This window comes from Streptomyces corynorhini, from assembly GCF_003346515.1.
Taxonomy (GTDB): Bacteria; Actinomycetota; Actinomycetes; order Streptomycetales; family Streptomycetaceae; genus Streptomyces; species Streptomyces corynorhini.
Genome location: NZ_QQNA01000190.1, coordinates 1 through 18785 on the forward strand (window position 1 = coordinate 1; position 18785 = coordinate 18785).

Below are 18785 nucleotides of genomic sequence, written 5' to 3' on the forward strand. Positions count from 1 at the left end.
TCGCCGTGCTGCGCCGGGCCCGCGCGCTCCTGGTCGGACAGCTGGGGGTGGACCCGGGCCCGGCGCAGCACGGCGAGCGCGTCCCCTTGGCGGCCGGTGCGGTACAGCGCGAGCGCCAGCAGCCGCCAGGCGTCCTCGCGCCAGGGGTGCTCGGCGACGTGCGCGTCCAGGTCGGGCGCGGCGCGCGCGGCCAGGCCGAGGGCGAGCCTGGCCTCGGCCTGCCGCTCGACCCCGTACAGCCGCAGCTCCGCCAGCCGGGAGCGCTCCGCGCGCGCCCAGGGCTCCTCGGCGAACTCGGCGTACGCGGGTCCGCGCCACCACCCCAGGGCCTCGTCGAGCCGCGCGAGCGCGTCACGGGGAGGCAGCGGCGCGGCATCGGTGACCGCCCGCTCGAAGCGCCAGGCGTCGACCGCCCCCGGCTCGGCGCGCAGCGCGTACCCCGGCCCCTCGGTGACCAGCAGCCGCGCCGGGGCCCGGGGCGGGCGCTCCGGCTCCAGCGCGCGGCGCAGCGCGCCCACGAACGTACGTACCGCCCCCACCGCGCCCGGGGGCGTGTCGCCCTCCGTCCACAGGTCCTCGACCAGCCGGGACACCGGGACGACGCGCCTGCGGGCGACGATCAGCCGGGCCAGCACCGCGCGGTGCCGCGGCCCCTTCAGCGCGATCGCGCGCCCGCCCCCTGCAACGTCGCCGTCCCCGCCGTCCCCGCTCCGGTCGGCGTCGCCGCTCCGGTCGACGCCACCTCGGTCAACGTCAACGCCGCCTCGGTCAACATCAACGTCAACGTCCTCGTCGACGTCCCAGGCCGTCACCGGCCCCAGCACGCCGAACACGACCCGCACCGGTGACCGTCCTTTCCCGAGGCGTCCGCCCCTTCCGGCCACGGTATAGCGCGGTGCTGACAGGACGCTCATCCGCGCGCGACAGGCTGGGAAGCCCCAGGCAAGAGATGAGGACAGAACCATGACTCCTGTCATCGCGGACTTCGTATACCAGCGCGTCCCCGTCGCCGACGGCGTCTCGCTCAACGTCGCCGTCGGCGGCGTGGGCAGCCCGGTCGTGCTGCTGCACGGCTTCCCGCAGACCCATCTGATGTGGCGGCACGTCGCCGCCGATCTCGCCGCCGACCACACGGTCATCTGCCCGGACCTGCGCGGGTACGGTGCCAGCGACAAACCCGCCGAGGCGGACAGCGCGACCTACTCCAAACGCACCATGGGCGCCGACATCGTCGCGCTCGCCCGCGTGCTGGGGCACGAGCGCTTCGCGCTGGCCGGGCACGACCGGGGCGCCCTCGTCGCCATCCGCGCGGCGCTCGACCATCCCGAGGCGATCACGCACCTGGCCTCGCTCGACGTGCTGCCGACCCTGGACATGTGGGACGTGATGCACGGCACCACGGCGGCCGTCGGCTTCCACCTCTATCTGATGGCCCAGCCGCCCGGCCTGCCCGAGCGGATGATCGCCGCCAGTTCCGACGCCTTCTTCGGCCACTTCCTCGACATCTGGGTCAACGACCCGGACGCGATCCCCGCCGACATCCGCGCCGCCTATCTGGCCGCCTGCCGCGACGCGGTGGACTCGATCGTGGCCGACTACCGCGCCTCGGCGGGCATCGACGTCGAACACGACCGCGCCGACCGCGCCGCCGGCAACCGGCTCCGGATGCCCGTCACCGTGCTCCAGCAGGACTGGGGCTCGGCGCTCGGCTTCGACGCCGCGGCCCTCTGGCGCGCCTGGGCCCCCGACCTGCGGCACACGGGCGTCACCTGCGGCCACTTCATGGCGGAGGAAGCGCCCTCCGAGGTCGCCGGAGCACTCCGCGACCTGCTCACCCGCTGACGTCCGCCAGGTTTTCTCGCGCGCGGCCGACGTACAACGCCCTCTGATACCAGGGGTGTTGTCGAATCGATCGACCGTCAGACACGAATGCTCAGAGTCACCTTTCGCACACGGAAAGTAAAAGTCGTGTCACAGGGAAGGTCTGTCCCTATGAACCACGACGGTGAACAGCGCCATCAGTACGACCAGGACGAACAGAGCCGCCGGCACGACCACTGTGTGACCTTCCGGCTGCCCAGCCATCCCAGGAGCGTCGGGCGGGCCCGGGAGATCCTCCATCGGGACTTCGGGTTCCCGGGGGAGCAGGGCGATACGGCCGCGCTCCTCCTTTCGGAGCTTGTCACCAACGCACTACGGCACGGGAGTCCGCCCGGCCGGGAGGTCGCCGTCACCCTCCACCACGGCGAGGGGCTGTTCCGGCTGGAGGTCGAGGACGCGGGGGACTATCTGCCGCGTCCGCGCATCCCCGATCTGGACGACGAGTGCGGGCGGGGGCTCGCGCTCGTCGCGGCGCTCGCCGACGACTGGGGTGTGGCGCCGCGGCGCGGGCCGGGCAAACGGGTCTGGGTCATGCTCAAGGTGGCGGATCCCGTGGGTCCTTCGGGCTCGGTGGGTCCTTCAGGTCCTTCAGGTCCTTCAGGTCCTGCGGGCTCGGTGGGCCCTTCGGGTCTCGCGGGTCCTGCAGGCTCGGTGGGCCCTTCGGGTCTCGCGGGTCCTGCGGGCTCGGTGGGTCCTTCGGGTCTCGCGGGTCCTGCGGGCTCGGTGGGTGCTGGGGGTTCCGTCGGCCGTGCCGACCGTACCGGGCCGGCCGGTCCGGGGTGCCGGACCCACCTTCCCGAGCGGCCCGAGCCGCCCGACCTGCTCGACCGGGCGTCCCAGCCCGGTCGTTGAGACCGGGCGGGCGATCCGGGGAAGCCGGGGTAGCCGGGGTAGCCGGGGTAGCCGGGGACACGATCGCGCGCGCCGCTCGTACCTCTTGCCGCAGCGGCGCGAGCAGCCCCCCGGGGTCACCGCCGGTGCCGGTCCCGGCGCCCGGACCGGTCCCGGGGGCCGAGGGCGCGTCGGGTGCGACCCGTACCCCGGTCAGGGTCCGGTCCGCCCGCATGCCGTCGGCCAGCTCCCGCAACTCGCGCTCGATACCGGCGGTCTCGGCCGGGGCGGGCGGCGCGGCGCCGTGGTTGACGCGGACGCGGGCGGCCGTCGTCGCGTCCACGACGCGTTCCAGCGCGACGACGAGCGGCCACCAGGCCATGGCGCGGGTGCCGGTGGGCGGGGGTTCGGTCAGGGCGCGCTGGAACTCGGTGCGTACGGCGGAGAGGTCGCGGTAGATACGGCGGCGCTGACGTACCCGTTCCGCCTGGTCGGCGCCGGGCTCGAACGCGGACCGTACGTAGCGCGCCGTGTCCTCGACCGTGTCGGCGAGCCGGGTCCCGACCCGGGTGTGCCAGCTCTCGGGCCAGAGCAGATAGCCCGCGATCAGGGCGATGGCGCAGCCGATCATGCTGTCCACGAAGCGCGGGAGGACCAGCTCGAAGCCCTGGTGGCCGAGGATGTCGGCGAGCAGCAGGATCACCGGGGTGATGGCCGCCGTCTGGAACGCGTACCCCTTCGCGGACACCGCCGGTACGATCCCCGCGAGCACCAGCATCACCGCCACGTCCCACCAGCCGCGCGGTGTCGCCGACAGGACGGCCGCCGCGACGACGAGCCCGGCCACCGTGCCCAGGGCGCGCAGCACCGCGCGCGAGAAGACGGAGCCGAAGTCCGGTTTGAGGATGAAGGTGACGGTGAGCGTCACCCAGTACGAGCGCTCCACCGCGACGAGCGAGACCAGCGCCTGGGCGAGGCCGACACAGAGCGCGAGGCGCAGCCCGTACCGCCAGGACGCGCCGGACAGCAGCGCCTCGCGCGTGGCGCGGCGGGCCCGGACCCGCAGGGCGGCGGGGCGGCCGAGCCGGTCGTCCTCAAGGCCGACGGGAGCGGGTGCGGCACCGGCCTCTCGGACTCCGGCCCCCTCCGTCCGCTGGACCACCGCCGCCGCGTGCCGCAGCGCGAGGTCGACGGCGCGTTCGGCGGTGGTGGTGGGCGCGGGCAGCTTCGGCGGCGGGCCGCCGGAGCTGCCGGTGGCGACCGCGTCGGCCAGCTCCCGTACGGCAGCCGGGACCGCGGCGGGCAGCGGCCCGCGTCCGCCCGTGAGGTGGGCGGCGGGAGTGGCTTCGACCAGCGGGATGATCACGTTGAGCTGGGCGAGCAGCCGTACGAGCGGGGCGGAGCGGCCGTGCTCGCGCGCGCGACGGGCGAGCACGAGGTCGTACGCCTGATTGAGCGACGCGGTGACGGCGTGGCGCTTCGTTTCGTACGTGCTGGCGGCGTACGCGCTGGTCGCGGACGTGCCGGTCGCGGACGTGCTGGCGGTGTACGTGCCGGTCGAGGACGCGCCGGTCGCAGACGCGTCGGCGCTGCCCGTGCCGGGGGTCCCCGTACCGTCCGTACCCCCACCGTCCCCACCGTCCCCGCCGCCCCCGCTACCCACGGCCTCCAGCAGGTCCGCGACCGCGCGGTACGTCCCCGCGACGGCGGCCCGCTCGGGGCCCCGGCCGCGCAGGGGCCACGCCAGCAGCGACAGGACCAGCACGAACAGCCCGCCCAGCGACAGCAGCAGCGGGGCCATCCACCACGGCTCGGGCATCGGCAGGCCCGCGCCCACCGCCGCGTTGATCAGCAGGAGCAGCCCGGCGACCGAGGCCACCGCGCCGATCGACGAGATCATCCCGGAGACCAGCGCGATCAGCGTCAGCACCCCGACGGCGACCCAGCCCCGGCCGAGGACCAGCGCGCCGAGCGTGACGCCGACGGCGCCGAAGAGCTGCGGAAGCGCGATGTTGAAGATCCGCATCCGGTAGGCGTCGGCGGTGTCGCCGAGGAGCGCGAACAGCGCGCCCATCGACACGAGAGCGCCGTACGCCGTCCGGCCCGTGGCGAGGCCGACCGCCAGCGGCGCGGCCATGGCGACCGAGGCACGCGCGACGGCGGCCCGGGGGACGCGGGCCTGCTGGGGGCGCACGGCGGCGAGGAGCCATGCGGGCGGGGCGAGCCGTTGCGGTCTCAGCCCTGGTACCCCTCGACCTCGCCCGCGGGCCGGACCGCCGCCTCGTCCGGGTTCTCACCGAACTCGGACTTCGCGCGGCGCTGGCGCAGCAGGTCCCAGCACTGGTCGAGCTGGACCTCGACCGAGCGCAGCCGCTGCTGCTCGTCGTCGGCGAGGCCGAGGCGCCGGGTGGAACGGGAGCGCAGGGTGCGCTCCTCCGCGACCAGTTCGTCGATGGTGCGGAGGATCTTGTCGTCGCCGCCCCGGTGCGGGCTGTTGTCGTGTGGGCTGTCTTGTGGGTTGTCGTGGGCGTTGTCGTGTGGGCTGTCTTGTGGGTTCGCCGTTCCTGGTCTTCCGCTGTCAGGAGGCGGGTTCGTGGCGTCCATGCCTCGATCCTCACGCCGTACTACGGCACCCGCATGTCGGCCGCGCGCAGCTCCAGCCCGACCAGCAGCGACCGGTGGTCCGTGTCCGCGAGGTCGATGAAGCGGGCGTCCCGTACGGAGAAGTCGCCGCTCACCAGGACATGGTCGATCTGCGCGCCCAGCGGCCTGGGCAGCTGCGACGGCCAGGACGGCGTGCGGCCGGCCCCCGCCAGCAGCGCGCTGTCCCGCAGCCCGCCGTCCTTGAGCAGCGCGCGGAAGAGCGCGTGGTCCCGGGTGGCGTTGAAGTCGCCCGCCACGATGACCGGTCCTGCGCCCTTGTGCGCGGCGGCGTACGTACGCACGGCGCCCAGTTCGGCGCGCCAGTCGTCCACCATGCCGGGGATGGGCGGCAGCGGATGGGCGAGCTGGAGGTGGACCGTACGGTCGCCGATCCGGGCGGCCGAGCCCGGCATGGCGAGGGTGCCCTCGACGCCGTCGGCCTCGGTGAGCGGATAGACGGAGAGGATCGCGGAGCCCTCGGCGCGGCTGGCCTTGACGACGTTGCGGTACGGGTAGTCGGCGCTCGGGATCCGGTCGGCGAGGAGGCCCGCGCAGAGGAACTCGCACTCCTGGACGAACACCAGGTCGGGCTTCTCACGGCGGATGGTGTCGATGAGTCCGAGCGTCCCCTGCCCGAACTCGACGTTGGAGGTCAGCACCCGCAGCCGGACCGGGGTACCGCCGCCCGGGGTGCCGCCGCCCGGGGTGCCGCCGCCCGGGGTGCCGGTGGCGCTGCCGGAGGTGGAGGTGGCGTACGTGCCGGACGCGTCGTCGTCCGTGTCGTACGCGTCGTACGTACGTGACGTCCACCCCGTGGCGGCGAGCAGCACCAGCGCCCAGATCGTCCCCGTACGCCAGCGCAGCAGGGCGGCGAACAGCGCGGCCAGCGCCACCGGGACCAGCAGCCAGGGCAGGAAGGCGAGCAACTGCGGTACGGGCGTGACGCCGTCGACGCCCAGCAGCCGGCAGCCGACGAGGAGCGTCGCACCGACCAGGAACAGCCCCGTGACGCCGGTCAGGAGCCGCACATGGAGCGGGCGCGCGGTAGGTGCCCGCTCTGCCCGCTCCATGGAGACGTGCGCGGTGGGGGCCTGCGCCGTGGGCGGCAGCTCGGGATCCTGGGCATTCAAGGGAAAGTGCCTCTCGCTCGGCGGGCCGCTACGGCCTTGGCGACCTGACCCTCTCATCGTCTTTCGGGTCAGACGCGGCGCGGCGAACGGCAGTTGCGTGCGGAGGAGCGAGAACGGCGGGAAGGGCGGGAAGGGCCTCCCCGTACAACGTCTCCCGTACAAGGGCCCGGTACAAGGCCCCGTACAAGGCCCCCGTACACACACGTATGCGTATACGGGACCAGCGACGTCGGCCGCTGCTCCCGTATACGCATACGTGTGTCGGATCGGATGGTGGGGGTGTGTTCCGTTGGAGTGGAGTGGAGTGGAGTGGGGGAAGTGGGGGAAGTGGCTTGGCTTCAGGTGGCGTGGACCACGGTGGGCGTCAGGTTCTGACACCGGATCCGAGTCCGCCCCGCTCGGTGGCCAGCGCCCAGATGAGGTACGCCGACAGCGCCATGCCCACGACCGCCCAGACCGGCTGGTACGGCAGGTACATGAACTGCGCGACCAGGTTCAGCGCCGCGATGCCTATACCGAGGTACCTGGCCCACTTGTGGCGCGTCGCGAGAAGCGCCAGACCCGTGACGACGAGCAGAACGCCGATCGCGAAGTGGATCCAGCCCCACGAGGTGATGTTGAACCGGTAGGCGTACCCGGAGACGCCGTTGAGGAAGGAGTCCCTTCGGATCGCCGTGATGCTCTGGAGGATGTTGGTCGCCCCTGTGACCAGCAGCAGGACACCGGCAAGGATGCTGCCGCCAACAGCCCAGGCGGCCTTTCGCTCGGCATGCGCGCCGGTTCCCGCGCCGTAACCGGTGCCGGTACCGGACGTACTCATGCCCCTTCCTGTGCCAGTGGTGGTGCCTGTGCCCATGCCCGTGCCTGTGGTGGGGGGCCTGTGTGCTGTGTTCTGGCTCATAACCACCATGGTGCTCCCGATGGAACAAAAGGGACATTCGACCGGGCGGTATCGGTATAAAGATTCAGTAAAACCCAGCGTGTCCCCCTTCCCACCTGCGGATTCACCCTCCGCTTGAGCGGGTCCTGGCGTGCCACGTACCCCGGAGCCGCCCGGTGGCCCACGTGCCGACGGCCAGCACGAGCCCGGCGGCCAGCAGGGACCAGGCAGCCGTCCGGAGCGACATGGTCAACGCGTCGTAGATGGCGCGGGCGGCGGCCCGGTCGCCGTCGTCGGGCAGGTCCGCGAGGATCGAGCCGCGCGCCACGGCGACCGCGACGACCAGCAGCCCCGCGCCGATCGCGCACGCGGAACCGACGCCGATCAGCGCCCGCGCCCGCCCGCCGCGCCCGGCGAACAGCACGGCCGCGACCGCCGCCACCACCGTCCCGGCCGCCGGCCAGATCCCGGCGGCCCTGAGCCACTGCGCGACATCGCGCCAGACCCCGAGCCCGTTGGCCTCCAGAACGGTGATGTCGTCCGCGTGCCGTACGGGGATCCGGTCGGAGAAGGGCACGTTGTCGGCCATCAGCTGCTTCTTCACCTCTTCGGTGATGGGCGCCAGATCGATCGTGACCGTGTCGCCGCCGCTGCTCAGGACCTGTTGCGCGGCGGAGTGGGCGGCACGGACGGCCGTACGCCAGGCGTTCTTGAAGGCGTCGGTGGTCGCGAAGGACAGCACGGCGTCGTGCAGGAGGTTACGTACGGCCTGCTGGAGCGGGCCGACCTTGACCTCGGCCATGACCTCGTCGGTGATCCGGTCGGCGACCGCCCGCTGGACGTGGGGGTCGGCGTCGAGCGGCGCCATGGTCGCGACGAAGCGGCCCGTGTCGCCGATCTCCAGATCGGACCAGGCCGCGACCGCGCTGACGGGGGTGAGGACGGCCAGCAGGACGATCAGGGTCGTGGAGAGGGCCGACAGGACGCGCGAGGCCACGCTGGGGTGCGCGGGACCGGCCGGAGAACCGGCCGGAGAAGGGGACGGCGAGGGGCGCGAGGAACCGGACGAAGGATCCGGGGAGGACGGGGAGGACGGGGTCGAGGGCAGGGGAGCGAAGGAGAGACGCGAGAGGCGAGAGATCCGAGAGGTCCGCACCTCTCAAGGGGATGGCGCGCACGCGGCGGACGCGAGCGGGGCGCCGCCGACCCGGTGAGGGCGGTGGGCGTTGGGGTTGACGTGCGTGGGTGCCGGGTGTGCCCTGGAGAGAAGACCTGAGAGGTGAAGAGGGGGGAAGCGGGGGCGTAGGGAAGGAGTTCCCCACCATGGCCACACCCGTACGGACGCCGCCGCGCCACCGCGCCTCGTGGCTGCACGCCCCCCACAGGACCGCGCCGCACCGGACCGCGCCGCACCGGACCGCGCCGCACCGGACCGCGGCCCCCGGGCGCGGGACCGTACCGCAGGGCGCCTCACGGTACGACCCCCCGGCGCACGCCTCCGCGCCGCGCGCCCCGTACGGCGTCGCGCGCGGTGCCACGCCTGCCGTCGCGCACGGCGCACGCCGACGGCTGTCGCCGCTCGCGCTGGGGCTGCCGCTCCTCCTCGGCATCGTCTACGGTGCCTACGCGGCGGCCATCGCACGCGACGGCGGCCCCGCCACGAACGGCCAGCTCGCGCTGGCGCTGGTCTCCGGAGCGGTGCTGGTCGCGCTGCTCGTGGGGCTTCTCCTCGTACAGCACTCCCTGCCGCGCGAACTGCGCGCCGCGGCTTGGGGCGCGGTGACCGGAGCGTCGATCGGTTTCCTCATGTGCCTCTCCGGGCACAGCGTCTTCTCGTCGTCGGGGCTCGGGCTGTTCGTGGCGGCGTGCACGACGGCTGCGGTGTTCTACCGGCTGTACACGACAGAGCCCACGCGGACGCGGGAGAACTCCGAGAACGCGCCGCCGGGCCCGCGCCCGCGCACCCGCACGCGCCCACGCCCGCGCACGCGCTGATCACCTGCGCCGTCCGGGGCGGTCTCGTCTCGGCTCTGCCGTCCGGGGCCTCAGCTCTTCGGCTGGGGTCCCAGGTCTGCCGCCCGGAGTCTCGGCTCTGCCGTCCGGGGCCTCAGCTCTTCGGCTGGGTGAAGCGGATTCGGTTGCCGAAGGGGTCGCGCAGGCCGCAGTCAATCCCGTACGGGCGCTCGGTCGGTTCCTCGGTGAACTCCACTCCCCGCTCCAGCAGCGTCTCGTAGGTCTTGCGGCAGTCGCTGGTGGTGAAGATGAGCCAGCCGCCCATCGCCCCCTTCGTCACCAGCTCGCGCACCTGCTCCGCCGTCTCCTCCGACATCGCGGGAGCGCCGGGCTTCTCCAGCAGGATCTGGCGCTCCGGGTGGCCGGGAAGGCTGACGGTCAGCCAGCGCATGGAGCCCAACTCGACGTCTGCGGTGACGTGCAGGCCCAGCTTGCCGACGTAGAAGTCGAGGGCCCGGTCCTGGTCGAGGACGTATATCTGTGACTGCGTGATGGCATTGAACATGGAACTCACGCTAGTGGGCGGCCGGGGCGAGAACTTATCCGAAACTGCTCAGTCGGCGGGCGGAGGAACGGCGCGGCGGCCCGGCGGCGCGACGGCCCGGCGGCGCGACGGCCCGGCGGCGCGACGGCCCGGCCGAGCGGTCTGACGGTCAGGCGCTCGGGCGGGTCCACGCCATCGTGAAGCACGTGGGCACGCTCACGGCCTTCGCCTCCTTGCGGTACGTCCGAGGTGACCGGCCGACGATGGCGCGGAACGTGCGGCTGAAGGTGCCGGGGCTGGTGAAGCCGGTCTCGAAGCAGATGTCCGTCACACTGCGGTCGGTCTCCCGCAGCAGGAACATCGCCCGCTCCATGCGGCGCCGTTGCAGATAACGGTGCGGCGTCTCACCGAACGTGGCCCGGAAAGTACGCGTGAAGTGCGCCTGTGACACGTGCGCGATCCGCGCCAGCGCCGGGACGTCCAGCGGTCGCGCGTAGTCGCGGTCCATCGCGTCCCGCGCCCTGAGCATGCGGCGGTTGGTGTCCTCTGCGGCCCGGCTCACGGCGCCATCCCATCACGTTCTTCTCCCGTTCTTCGCGCGTTCTTCGCGCGTTCTTCGCGTGCCGAAGATGAAGCGGGTGAACACGGGATGAGTCAGCCGGTGGGGAAGGTCCAGATGGAGGGCCCGCCGTCGTCTTCCGACCAGGGGACCAGTACGTCCTTGGCCGCGGCGGGAACCAGGTACGTGGTGCACACGGTGTGGCTCGACCCTGATGCGTCATCCGGCGGCATCTCGTGGCCGTGGCCCGGCATTTGCGCCATCCGCTCGTGGTCGATGCCGCCGCGCTCGCGGGCGAGGCCAGGACCGCCGCCGTACCAGGCCATGCTTCCGCGTCTCCCGCGTCTCCCGCCTCGCCAGCAGACCATCCGGAACGGTCCAACGCCCCGTTCCGCACGCGGCCTTCACCCCAAAGTGGCTTGTTGCGCGGGCGGCGCGGAGATTAGGTTTGCCTTACTTGGTCCGGGAGAGTCCGGGCTGCCGTCAGGGAGGCCCCACCGTGCCCAGAACCTTCACCGGCCGCATCGCCCTGGCCGCCGCCGCCGTCGCCACCGCGCTCGTCGTCACGCTCACCGCGTGCGGCAGCGAAGACGAGTCCCCGGCCGCCAAGGGCAAGACCCCCGGCGGCGCGGGCAGCGGGGGTACGCACACCGTCAAGACGGCCATGGGCGACGTCCAGGTCCAGAACGTGCCCCAGCGGGTCGTCGTCCTGGACACCGACTCGCTGGACTCGGCCGTCACCCTGGGGATCACCCCCGTCGGCGCCACCACCGTCGCGGACAAGGCCCCCTTCTCCGCCTACCTCCCCGCCGACAAGCTCAAGGGGACAAAGCCGGTCGGGGCCATCGCCGAACCCAACCTCGAAGCCATCAACGCCCTCAAGCCGGACCTCATCCTGAGCAGCAAGGTACGCGACGAGAAGAGCTACAAGTCGCTCTCCGCCATCGCCCCGACCGTCTTCTCCGAGTCCACCGGCGGCCCGTGGCGGGCCAACTTCGCGCTGCACGCCGACGCCCTCGGCAAGAAGACCGAGGCCAAGCAGGTCGTCGCCGACTACACCGCTCACGTCGAGCGGGTGACCGAGGCGCTGGGCGGCCCGGCGAAGGCGGCACAGACCAAGGTCGGCTTCGTACGCTTCGTGGAGGGCGCCGACACGCGCCTCTATCTGAACGACACGTTCGTCGGCTCCCTCTTCAAAGACCTCCAGGTCGGCCGGCCCGCCAACCAGGACAAGGACGGCTTCTCGGTCGACGTCAGCCCCGAGCAGATCGACCAGGCCGACGCCGACGTCCTCTTCTACTCCACCTACGGAGACCCGAAGAAGGCCAAGGAGACGGACATCACCGGCGGTCCGCTCTGGAAGAACATCGACGCCGTGAAGAACGACAAGGCGTTCAAGGTCGACGACAACCTGTGGATGCTGGGCATCGGCTACTCGGGCGCGGGCCGGATCCTCGACACGATCGAGAAGAACGTCGCGTCGAAGCCGTAGCCGCAGCCCGGAGCCGTAGCCGTAGCCGTAGTCACCATCTGCCCCACCCACGACGGCGCGGGAGTTGAGCCGCGCGTACGGTCACGAGCACCGGCGCGCGGTGGCAGTGGCAGGTGTACGAGTACGACGGGCCCGAGCCGGTGTCCGGCGCCGCCCCCGCGTCGGACTCAGCCTCCAGCAGCAGGGCACGCGCCTCCTCCTGCGGGTCGTACGACGACGCCCACAGCACCGACACCACGAGCACCAGAAAGCTGATGGCGAGCGCGACCACGCCCCACAGCCGCTGATCGGTCACGGGCTCGATCACCCCGCCCCGCCCCCGCCCCGGTTGACGCTGCCGGTCCCGACGCCACGACGTACGTCGAACTCGGCGAACACCGTCTTCCCGACGGTCCGGGGCTCCGTCCCCCAACGGTCCGCGACCTGCGTCACGATGCTCAGCCCCCGCCCGAAGCACGCGTCGTCGGCCGCGCTCCGCGCGAGCGGCAGCCGCTCACCACGCGGATCGCTCACCTCGACGCGCAGCCCGCTGGGCCGCAGGACGCTGCGCACCTGGAAGAGCCGGCCACGGACGGTGCCGTGCTTCAGGGCGTTCGTGCCGAGTTCGCTCACCACCAGCGCGACGGACCAGGCGAGTTCGGGATGCCCCCACTCGGCGATGAGCCGCGCGGCACGGTGCCGAGCGAGGGTGACGCTGCCTGCGACGGGGGTGTAGTTCAGCCGGTCCTCGTGGAGCACGGGCTCGGGGCGGGGCTCGGGGCAGGGCTCGGGGTTTTCACGGTCTGAGGCCATGGACGCGCACCTCCATGTGCGGTCGGGGGGCTGCCCGTACGGACGGATGGCGCGGCGGTGGCAATACCGGGGCCCCCGGCTGCCGTTGGGCAGGGCGGGGCGGTGCACTTCCGCTGGGCGGTTCCGCTGTGCGAGCGGTTACGCACTCACCGTAATGCGAGATTCAGTCTGACATCAAGATGGCGAGACATAGAAATCTATGTACAAGTTGAGTTCGTCGCGCCGTAGGGCCCAAGATGAAGCGACTCAACGAGAGGGAGGAGCGGGGTGGGCGGCACGAATCCCGATCGCGGCAAGTCGGTCTCGACCGTTCTCGGGCGCAGGCTCAGCGGCGAACTGCTGCGCATGCGTGAGCAACTGGGACTGAAGCAGGCGGACGGAGCGAAGGCGCTGACCGCGTCGGTGGCCAAGGTCGCGAAGATTGAACGCGGGCTGGTTCCGATGCGCGACCCGGACATCCGTGCGCTGTGCCACCTCTACGGGGAGCGCGACGAGGCAGTCATAGGACGGCTACTGGAACTGGCGGCCGTGGACCGCGATCGCCGCAAGGCGAAGGGCTGGTGGGACTACTACGCCGATCTCCGATCCCTGGTCGAGTACGTGGCGCTGGAGGACATCGCCACCCAGATTCGCGCGTGGGAAATCACCGTCCTACCTGGCGTGTTGCAAACACCGGACTACGCGAGAGCCCTTGCCCTGGGAAGCGGCGCATGGCCCGACCCCGCCAAGATCGAGCCGTTCGTCGAGGCCAGGATGGCCCGAAAGGCACGCTTGCTGGGCGAACGACCGCTCGAACTATGGGTAGTCCTTCATGAAGGAGTGCTGCGTCAAACCGTCGGTGGTGGCGATGTGATGAAAGAACAGCTGTCGCACCTGCTGGACATGTCCAAGCGCTCCAACGTGAAGCTGCAGGTGGTGCCTTACAGCGCAGGTGCCCACCCGGCCATGGGCATCGCCTTCAACATCATTTCGTTCGCGGAAGTGGGCGCACTCGATGTCGTGCACATGGACACCGCGTCGTCAGCCGTCTGGCTTGAGGGAGAGTCGGATGCCAAACGGCATGGGCAGTTCTTCGAACGACTCGCACAGCAAGCCCTTTCACAGCGCGACTCCCACACACTGATCAGCGCAATCATCGAGGAGTTGTAGTCGCGTGCCCAACTACGAGTTCTTCAAATCCAGCTACAGCGGGGGCAACCCTGAGAACGCGTGCGTCGAAGTCGCCCGGAACATACCCACGACCGTCGCCATACGCGACTCCAAGCACCCCACCGGCCCTCTCCTCCACCTCACCCCACCCGCCTGGGCGACCTTCACCACCGCCGTCAAGGCAGAAGAACCTGTCAGGGCCGACCCGAGCCCTCGTCCTCCCGCAGTAGCCACTCCCTGACCGAGGGAACAGGGCCAAGGGGTTGGCTGACACATCCCCTCTTCCCGTGAGGTCGTCCTCGGCAGCGGGGCGAAGTCGTCGGGAAGCACGTCCAGCAGGCTCTGTACGTGATCTCCCGTCGTCAGCGTGATCAGCAGCTCGCACCGCGACCGGCGCGGGACGTCCGAGCGGTCCCACAGGGCATTCCACAGGGCCGGCCACAGGTAACGGGGCCCGCCGGGCGCCGCCTTCGCTTGCGCTCATGCCGGGTCCCACCGTGCGTTCAGGCGGAGGTCGCACGCCCGCTCCTCCCGTCTGAACAGCGAGGCCGAATCGATGACTTACACCTCGCGAGGCAGCGGGCCGTCCCTCCGGGCCGGACGTACACGGGGTTCATGCGGCACGGGTTCATGTGTCCCGAGGTTCACGTGTCACGAGGCTCATGTGTCACGAGGTGCGCGGAGCGGGACTGAGGACACACGAACCGTCCCGGAGAGGCCGCCAACGCGGTCAGGCCAGGGGCGCGAAGTAACCGGGAGTTCGGAACAGACCCGTGAACGTTCCGGGGCCGTGCCGCTCGTCAAGCCATGCCCCCAGCACCCTCACGTCGCCGCTGACGATGGCCGCGAGCAGACGCGTGTGGCACTCACCCCCTTCTCCAGGGGCGAACTCATCCAGGAAGCGCGAGTACCGGCGGTTGACACCCCTCTCGTAGCCGCTGAGGGCCGCCGCGTATCGCGTCTGCTCCTCGCCCTCCGGCAGGTCCACCGCGCGCCCGGCGTCCCCCTCGGTCAGCGTGCCCGTCACGTCCCGGAAGGAAAGTGCGCCGAGGGCGTCCGAGGGTTCTGTCACGCCGAAGCGCTCTGCCGTCTGCCGGGTGATGGCGCGTGCCTCTCTGTCGCACGCACCCTCCATGACGATTCCGAGATTTCGCGTATGCGGAGTTCCGCGCTGATCGGCGGCCGAGTAGGACTGTCCGGTTGCCCGGCGGTAGTTGATCCCGTACTGGGTCCGTACGGGCACGCCGCGCATGTCCACGTACCGGCGACGCGATCCGTAGTGGAGGCAGTCATGGGCGTACGCGCGCAGCAGGTCCAGAAGGGCCAACGCGGGGCGCTCGGGACTCCGGCGTTCCATCGGCCCGTACATGGTGATGACAGCCATCATTTGAAGGTTTCGCCCACCTCGTTCCGCACTACGCCGGTCACGCCGATCATGAATTTGGCGTGAGCGAACCACAGGACACGCCATTGCAGAGGGCCGCGAATGAGCTTCCACATTCGAGCAACGATTCGCTTCACGCATACTCTTTCGATGAGGCAAGCGTGTCGCACGCCTGCTTTGCTGAACCAAACCTCTGTCGCGGGATACAGGTCACGCCCAGGTCTCCACGAACCCCGCCTCACGAAAAATAATCCTCCACCAGCCGGGGAGGGTGACGGTTTATGCGCGTGATCGACTAAAGATCACTGCGGCAGCCTTCCGCCCATTCTGCCAGTTGCGCACGCGAGTCCGCACCGAATGTAGCCTTCTCTTCGTACCTGGTGAACCTCTTAATGAGATCATTCACGTCGCGCCCATCCCGGAAAACTATCGCCCCGAGATCAAGTTCAGCCGTGGCTATGACCTCGTCATAGATGGTGAACGTATTGAGTGCCCCGGACCCCAGGTAGGTACCCATGGGAAGAACGCCGATTCGAATATTTGGCTGCTTGCTCAGCGAGACGAGGTGATCAATCTGCAGGGCAAGCTCATCCGGAGGAATCAATGGATAGCGAACAGCCGCCTCAGTCAACAGAAATGTGAATTTTTTCGATCGATCGAACAGAACTCGCTGCCGCTCCAGCTTAAGAGAAACCGTTTTTATTTGCTGCTCCGAAGGGCTGCCGCCAAGGCTTGCCCGCACGTAAGCAGGCGTTGCCAGCAAGCCCGTAATCATGGATAACAAGAAGTAGCGAAACGTGCTCGAGGATGCTTCCAGTCCGGCCAGCTGAAGTTGCTTCTTGTCAAGTCCTTTGCGCCGCAGCGCCCTGCCGTCCTGCCACTCCGTCTGGGCAATTCGCGCAAGCGCCATCACCTCTGCTGCGACTGCTGGTGCAACATTCAGTGCACGAAGGATCTGTTCCACATCAAGCAGAGAGGGGCGAGACTTGTTGCCTTCAATCCTACTGATCTTCGACTGAGACATGTTGCAATGCACGGCAAGCCGGACTCCTGAGAGCCCGGCTTGCCGGCGTAGCCGCTTGATCACAGCCGCTAGTTCGCGGCCAGACTGGTCTAACTGGTCAGGCTCGATGGCCACCGTTGAACGTACTCCCTGAACGGCACCGATTCAGCTACCGCGACGCGCTGATATTCGAGGAATGGGGCAGGATCGCCCTCATGCAATTCGCGGCCCGTCTGCGTTCCGTCCTCCGCATAGTGCATGAGCACGACTGTCGACCTGTCCAGAAGCCAGAAATCAGGCGCACCATCCAGCGGATTAGGCCGATCGGTCACGTCGAGAATCCGGATTGCAATGGTCGCTACCGTTACCGGTAGGTCGCTGTTACGCCTCGCGCGCCATGCCAACCCCTGTCGCGATGGGACCTGTTGAGCCCGATTGCTCCTGACGGTACGTCGGGGCACGCACGAGCGTCCATGCACGAACGCGACTATGCGCGATGTCGCATAAACACGAGCCCTGGATCACGCTCACGGGCACGGCCACCGCCACGTACCCGCCTCCCGCAGCCGGGGAGCCAGTGGCACGGTGTCCGGGCGTCACCGGAGGTTTCGGGGACGCCCGGACGTGTCGGTCGGAACCGGAGCGGGATCAGTCGCGCTGCGAGTTCGCCGGGAGCTTGCGGAGCTTCATGTTCTTCGCGATGTCCGAACCGAACCCGTAGTCCAGCAACTTCGCCGCGTCGCCGTACCGGTCGGTGCTGTTCAGGACCGTGCCGACGAGGGTCTTGTCGCCGCGGGTGGCCGCGAAGACGAGGCATTCGCCCGCGGGGGTCGTCGAGCCGGTCTTGATGCCGATGACGCCGTCGTACGAACCGAGCAGCTGGTTCGTGTTGTTCCAGGTGTAGTACCGCGTGCGACCGTTGGCGGCCGGGGCCTCGGCCTCGTACTGCTTGGTCGCGACGACCGTACGGAAGGTGTCGTTCTCCATGGCGCGCCGGGCCAGCTCGGCCAGCTCGGTCGGGGTGCTGGAGTCGCTGCCCGTACCGTCGAACGAGTCGAACTCGGTCTTCGGGAGGCCCAGTTCCTCGGCCTTCTCGTTCATCTGGGAGACGAAGGACTCGGTCCGCGCCGCGATGGTGTCGCCGGTGCCGAAGGTGTCGGCGAGGGCGAAGCCGGCGTCGGCGCCGGAGGGAAGCAGCGCCGCGTAGAGAAGCTGGCGGACGGTGAGCTTGTCGCCGGTCTGGAGATCCGCCGTGCTGGTGCTGTGCTCGGTGACGTAGTCGCGGTACTCCTGCTTGACGGGCACCTGGAGGTCCAGGTCGGCGCCCTTGTCGAGTACCACGTACGCCGTCATGATCTTCGTCGTGCTGGCCATGGGGCGGGCGGTGTCCGCGTCCTTGCCGTAGAGCGTCTTGCCGCTGTCGCCGTCCAGCAGGGCGGCGCCCTTGGCGGCGACCGTGAGTTCGGGCTCGGCGGCGACGGCGGTCTGGGTGACCAGGGGGGAGAGCGCGAGGAGCGCGCCACCGGCGAAGGTGGCCACGGTCCTGCGCTTGGTCAGTATCTTGGCGGTCAAGAGGAGATGCTCCATCTCTGCATTGCTGGGTGGAACGGACGTACTGGAGAGGCCCGTGGGGTGTGAATGGCCTCTGCGTATAAACGTCACGGTGAGGTCGGCTGGTTGCATCGGACCTCGAAAAGGGTCTCGCCCGGTCGGGTGGTCCGGCCGCCTCCCCGGTCCACCCGGATGTGCCCGGTCCACCCGGATGTGCCCGAACGCCCTGAAACCATGCGCCAGGAGCGTGAGGCACGCTCTAAGGTCCTCGCTTATGACTGAACCCCTCTCGTACCACCGCGCGACAGCCGACGCCTACGACGCCATCGCCGTTCGCTACGCCGAGTTGTTCCGCGACGCGCTCGACGGGCTTCCGCTGGACCGCGCGATGATCGCCGCGTTCGCCGAGACCGTGCGGGCCGCGGGTTCCGGGCGCGTCGCCGAGCTGGGGTGCGGGCCGGGGACTGTCGCCGCGTATCTGCGGGATCTGGGGCTGACGGACGTCTTCGGCGTCGACCTGTCGCCGGTGATGATCGATCTCGCGCGCGAGGCCCATCCGGACCTGCGGTTCGAGGTCGGTTCCATGGAGGCTCTGGACCTGGCCGACGGCCAGTTGGCAGGCGTCGTGTCCTGGTATTCGCTCATTCACATCCCGCCGCGGGACGTGCCCCCGTACTTCGCCGAGTTCCGGCGGGTCCTCGCGCCCGGCGGAGTGCTCCTGCTCGGCTTCTTCGAGTCGGAGGGGGCGCCGGTCACGGCGTTCGACCACAAGGTGACGACCGCCTACCGGTGGCCGATCGACGATCTCGCGGCGCTGGCCGGTGAGTCCGGGTTCACCGAGGTCGGCCGGATGCTGCGTGAGCCGCTTGAGGGGGAACGGTTCCGCCGGGGGCATCTGCTGATGCGGGCGGCGCGGCAACCGGCCCAGTAGCCCCGCGCGCGGGGCGGCAGCATCCGGTCCTTGGCGCGCCCCTTCGCGGCGGTCCTTCGCGG

General features: G+C 70.3%; 22 protein-coding genes and 2 pseudogenes. 8 read left to right on the forward strand and 16 right to left on the reverse strand.

The window, feature by feature from the left end:
- A partial coding sequence (locus DVH02_RS22820; RefSeq protein WP_407697670.1) for an AfsR/SARP family transcriptional regulator occupies window positions 1–665 on the reverse strand: 665 nt, incomplete at its 3' end.
- Between DVH02_RS22820 and DVH02_RS36340 the strand changes: the two genes are divergently transcribed.
- The 3 genes and pseudogenes from DVH02_RS36340 to DVH02_RS36345 form a co-directional block, all read left to right on the forward strand.
- Entirely contained in the window at window positions 642–848 is a 207-nt protein-coding gene (locus DVH02_RS36340; protein WP_233518396.1) for a hypothetical protein, read from the forward strand. The genes DVH02_RS22820 and DVH02_RS36340 overlap by 24 nt on opposite strands.
- Before the next feature lie 115 nt (window positions 849–963).
- On the forward strand, window positions 964–1842 hold the full coding sequence (locus DVH02_RS22825; protein ID WP_114625693.1) for an alpha/beta fold hydrolase: 879 nt from the start codon (window positions 964–966) through the stop codon (window positions 1840–1842).
- A gap of 150 nt (window positions 1843–1992) precedes the next feature.
- Window positions 1993–2397 (forward strand): annotated as a pseudogene (locus DVH02_RS36345) (ATP-binding protein); the annotation flags it as partial.
- 19 nt (window positions 2398–2416) lie between these two features.
- On the opposite strand, the gene DVH02_RS22835 reads toward DVH02_RS36345, so the two are convergent.
- The 5 genes from DVH02_RS22835 to DVH02_RS22855 form a co-directional block, all read right to left on the reverse strand.
- Window positions 2417–4906, reverse strand: coding sequence for an FUSC family protein (locus DVH02_RS22835; protein WP_407697669.1), 2490 nt, complete (start codon window positions 4904–4906; stop codon window positions 2417–2419).
- Between the two features lie 41 nt (window positions 4907–4947).
- Window positions 4948–5178 carry a DUF2630 family protein gene (locus DVH02_RS36350; RefSeq protein WP_267899076.1) on the reverse strand — a complete coding sequence of 77 codons (231 nt, stop codon included), beginning with the start codon at window positions 5176–5178 and terminating at the stop codon, window positions 4948–4950.
- A gap of 158 nt (window positions 5179–5336) precedes the next feature.
- Window positions 5337–6485, reverse strand: coding sequence for an endonuclease/exonuclease/phosphatase family protein (locus tag DVH02_RS22845; protein WP_233518397.1), 1149 nt, complete (start codon window positions 6483–6485; stop codon window positions 5337–5339).
- 364 nt (window positions 6486–6849) lie between these two features.
- Window positions 6850–7305: a DUF7144 family membrane protein gene (locus DVH02_RS22850; protein WP_114625696.1), complete on the reverse strand. Its 456-nt coding sequence runs from the start codon at window positions 7303–7305 to the stop codon at window positions 6850–6852.
- 184 nt (window positions 7306–7489) lie between these two features.
- A complete protein-coding gene (locus DVH02_RS22855) occupies window positions 7490–8362 on the reverse strand; it encodes a hypothetical protein (protein ID WP_114625697.1) in 873 nt (290 codons plus the stop codon).
- A 326-nt stretch (window positions 8363–8688) separates the two neighbouring features.
- On the opposite strand from DVH02_RS22855, the gene DVH02_RS36355 reads away from it, so the two are divergent.
- A complete protein-coding gene (locus DVH02_RS36355; protein WP_233518398.1) occupies window positions 8689–9360 on the forward strand; it encodes a hypothetical protein in 672 nt (223 codons plus the stop codon).
- A gap of 112 nt (window positions 9361–9472) precedes the next feature.
- On the opposite strand, the gene DVH02_RS22870 is transcribed toward DVH02_RS36355, so the two are convergent.
- The 3 genes from DVH02_RS22870 to DVH02_RS35655 form a co-directional block, all read right to left on the reverse strand.
- Entirely contained in the window at window positions 9473–9883 is a 411-nt protein-coding gene (locus DVH02_RS22870; RefSeq protein WP_114625699.1) for a VOC family protein, read from the reverse strand.
- A gap of 148 nt (window positions 9884–10031) precedes the next feature.
- The gene (locus DVH02_RS22880; RefSeq protein WP_199566383.1) at window positions 10032–10424 is read right to left on the reverse strand and encodes a helix-turn-helix domain-containing protein; all 393 of its coding nucleotides are present in this window, start codon (window positions 10422–10424) and stop codon (window positions 10032–10034) included.
- A 92-nt stretch (window positions 10425–10516) separates the two neighbouring features.
- The gene (locus DVH02_RS35655) at window positions 10517–10747 is read right to left on the reverse strand and encodes a hypothetical protein (RefSeq protein WP_199566385.1); all 231 of its coding nucleotides are present in this window, start codon (window positions 10745–10747) and stop codon (window positions 10517–10519) included.
- Between the two features lie 173 nt (window positions 10748–10920).
- On the opposite strand from DVH02_RS35655, the gene DVH02_RS22885 reads away from it, so the two are divergent.
- The gene (locus tag DVH02_RS22885) at window positions 10921–11913 is read left to right on the forward strand and encodes an ABC transporter substrate-binding protein (RefSeq protein WP_233518399.1); all 993 of its coding nucleotides are present in this window, start codon (window positions 10921–10923) and stop codon (window positions 11911–11913) included.
- A 31-nt stretch (window positions 11914–11944) separates the two neighbouring features.
- On the opposite strand, the gene DVH02_RS22890 is transcribed toward DVH02_RS22885, so the two are convergent.
- A complete protein-coding gene (locus tag DVH02_RS22890; RefSeq protein ID WP_147286108.1) occupies window positions 11945–12208 on the reverse strand; it encodes a hypothetical protein in 264 nt (87 codons plus the stop codon).
- Between the two features lie 8 nt (window positions 12209–12216).
- Entirely contained in the window at window positions 12217–12705 is a 489-nt protein-coding gene (locus DVH02_RS22895; RefSeq protein WP_114625703.1) for an ATP-binding protein, read from the reverse strand.
- A gap of 267 nt (window positions 12706–12972) precedes the next feature.
- Here DVH02_RS22895 and DVH02_RS22900 point away from each other — a divergent pair, with 267 nt between their 5' ends.
- Together DVH02_RS22900 and DVH02_RS22905 are read left to right on the forward strand one after the other, a co-directional pair.
- The gene (locus DVH02_RS22900) at window positions 12973–13854 is read left to right on the forward strand and encodes a helix-turn-helix domain-containing protein (RefSeq protein ID WP_114625704.1); all 882 of its coding nucleotides are present in this window, start codon (window positions 12973–12975) and stop codon (window positions 13852–13854) included.
- Between the two features lie 4 nt (window positions 13855–13858).
- Window positions 13859–14095, forward strand: a complete 237-nt coding sequence (locus DVH02_RS22905) for a DUF397 domain-containing protein (protein ID WP_114625705.1) — start codon at window positions 13859–13861, stop codon at window positions 14093–14095.
- Window positions 14096–14584: 489 nt separating this feature from the next.
- Here the strand turns inward: DVH02_RS22905 and DVH02_RS22915 are convergent, their stop codons facing one another.
- The 5 genes and pseudogenes from DVH02_RS22915 to DVH02_RS22935 all read right to left on the reverse strand — a co-directional run bounded on the left by DVH02_RS22915 (window position 14585) and on the right by DVH02_RS22935 (window position 17813).
- A complete protein-coding gene (locus tag DVH02_RS22915) occupies window positions 14585–15238 on the reverse strand; it encodes a hypothetical protein (RefSeq protein WP_233518400.1) in 654 nt (217 codons plus the stop codon).
- 14 nt (window positions 15239–15252) lie between these two features.
- Window positions 15253–15354: pseudogene (locus DVH02_RS36360) on the reverse strand (NUDIX hydrolase); the annotation flags it as partial.
- Window positions 15355–15533: 179 nt separating this feature from the next.
- Complete coding sequence (locus DVH02_RS22925) at window positions 15534–16376, reverse strand: helix-turn-helix domain-containing protein (RefSeq protein WP_114625706.1); 843 nt, start codon at window positions 16374–16376, stop codon at window positions 15534–15536.
- The gene (locus tag DVH02_RS36980) at window positions 16352–16720 is read right to left on the reverse strand and encodes a DUF6879 family protein (protein ID WP_325051397.1); all 369 of its coding nucleotides are present in this window, start codon (window positions 16718–16720) and stop codon (window positions 16352–16354) included. Before DVH02_RS36980 ends, DVH02_RS22925 begins: the two co-directional genes overlap by 25 nt.
- 169 nt (window positions 16721–16889) lie before the next feature.
- The gene (locus DVH02_RS22935) at window positions 16890–17813 is read right to left on the reverse strand and encodes a D-alanyl-D-alanine carboxypeptidase family protein (protein ID WP_114625707.1); all 924 of its coding nucleotides are present in this window, start codon (window positions 17811–17813) and stop codon (window positions 16890–16892) included.
- A gap of 253 nt (window positions 17814–18066) precedes the next feature.
- Between DVH02_RS22935 and DVH02_RS22940 the strand changes: the two genes are divergently transcribed.
- Window positions 18067–18723, forward strand: coding sequence for a class I SAM-dependent methyltransferase (locus DVH02_RS22940; RefSeq protein WP_114625708.1), 657 nt, complete (start codon window positions 18067–18069; stop codon window positions 18721–18723).
- Window positions 18724–18785: the final 62 nt, after the last annotated feature.

What these genes read in the sequence shown, in the direction of transcription:
- DVH02_RS22915 (WP_233518400.1), bottom strand. Translation starts at nt 15,238, where the DNA reads ATGGCTGTCATCACCATGTACGGGCCGATGGAACGCCGGAGTCCCGAG.
- DVH02_RS35655 (WP_199566385.1), bottom strand. Translation starts at nt 10,747, where the DNA reads ATGGCCTGGTACGGCGGCGGTCCTGGCCTCGCCCGCGAGCGCGGCGGC.
- DVH02_RS36355 (WP_233518398.1), top strand. Translation starts at nt 8,689, where the DNA reads ATGGCCACACCCGTACGGACGCCGCCGCGCCACCGCGCCTCGTGGCTG.
- DVH02_RS22825 (WP_114625693.1), top strand. Translation starts at nt 964, where the DNA reads ATGACTCCTGTCATCGCGGACTTCGTATACCAGCGCGTCCCCGTCGCC.
- DVH02_RS22940 (WP_114625708.1), top strand. Translation starts at nt 18,067, where the DNA reads ATGACTGAACCCCTCTCGTACCACCGCGCGACAGCCGACGCCTACGAC.
- DVH02_RS22870 (WP_114625699.1), bottom strand. Translation starts at nt 9,883, where the DNA reads ATGTTCAATGCCATCACGCAGTCACAGATATACGTCCTCGACCAGGAC.
- DVH02_RS22850 (WP_114625696.1), bottom strand. Translation starts at nt 7,305, where the DNA reads ATGAGTACGTCCGGTACCGGCACCGGTTACGGCGCGGGAACCGGCGCG.
- DVH02_RS22895 (WP_114625703.1), bottom strand. Translation starts at nt 12,705, where the DNA reads ATGGCCTCAGACCGTGAAAACCCCGAGCCCTGCCCCGAGCCCCGCCCC.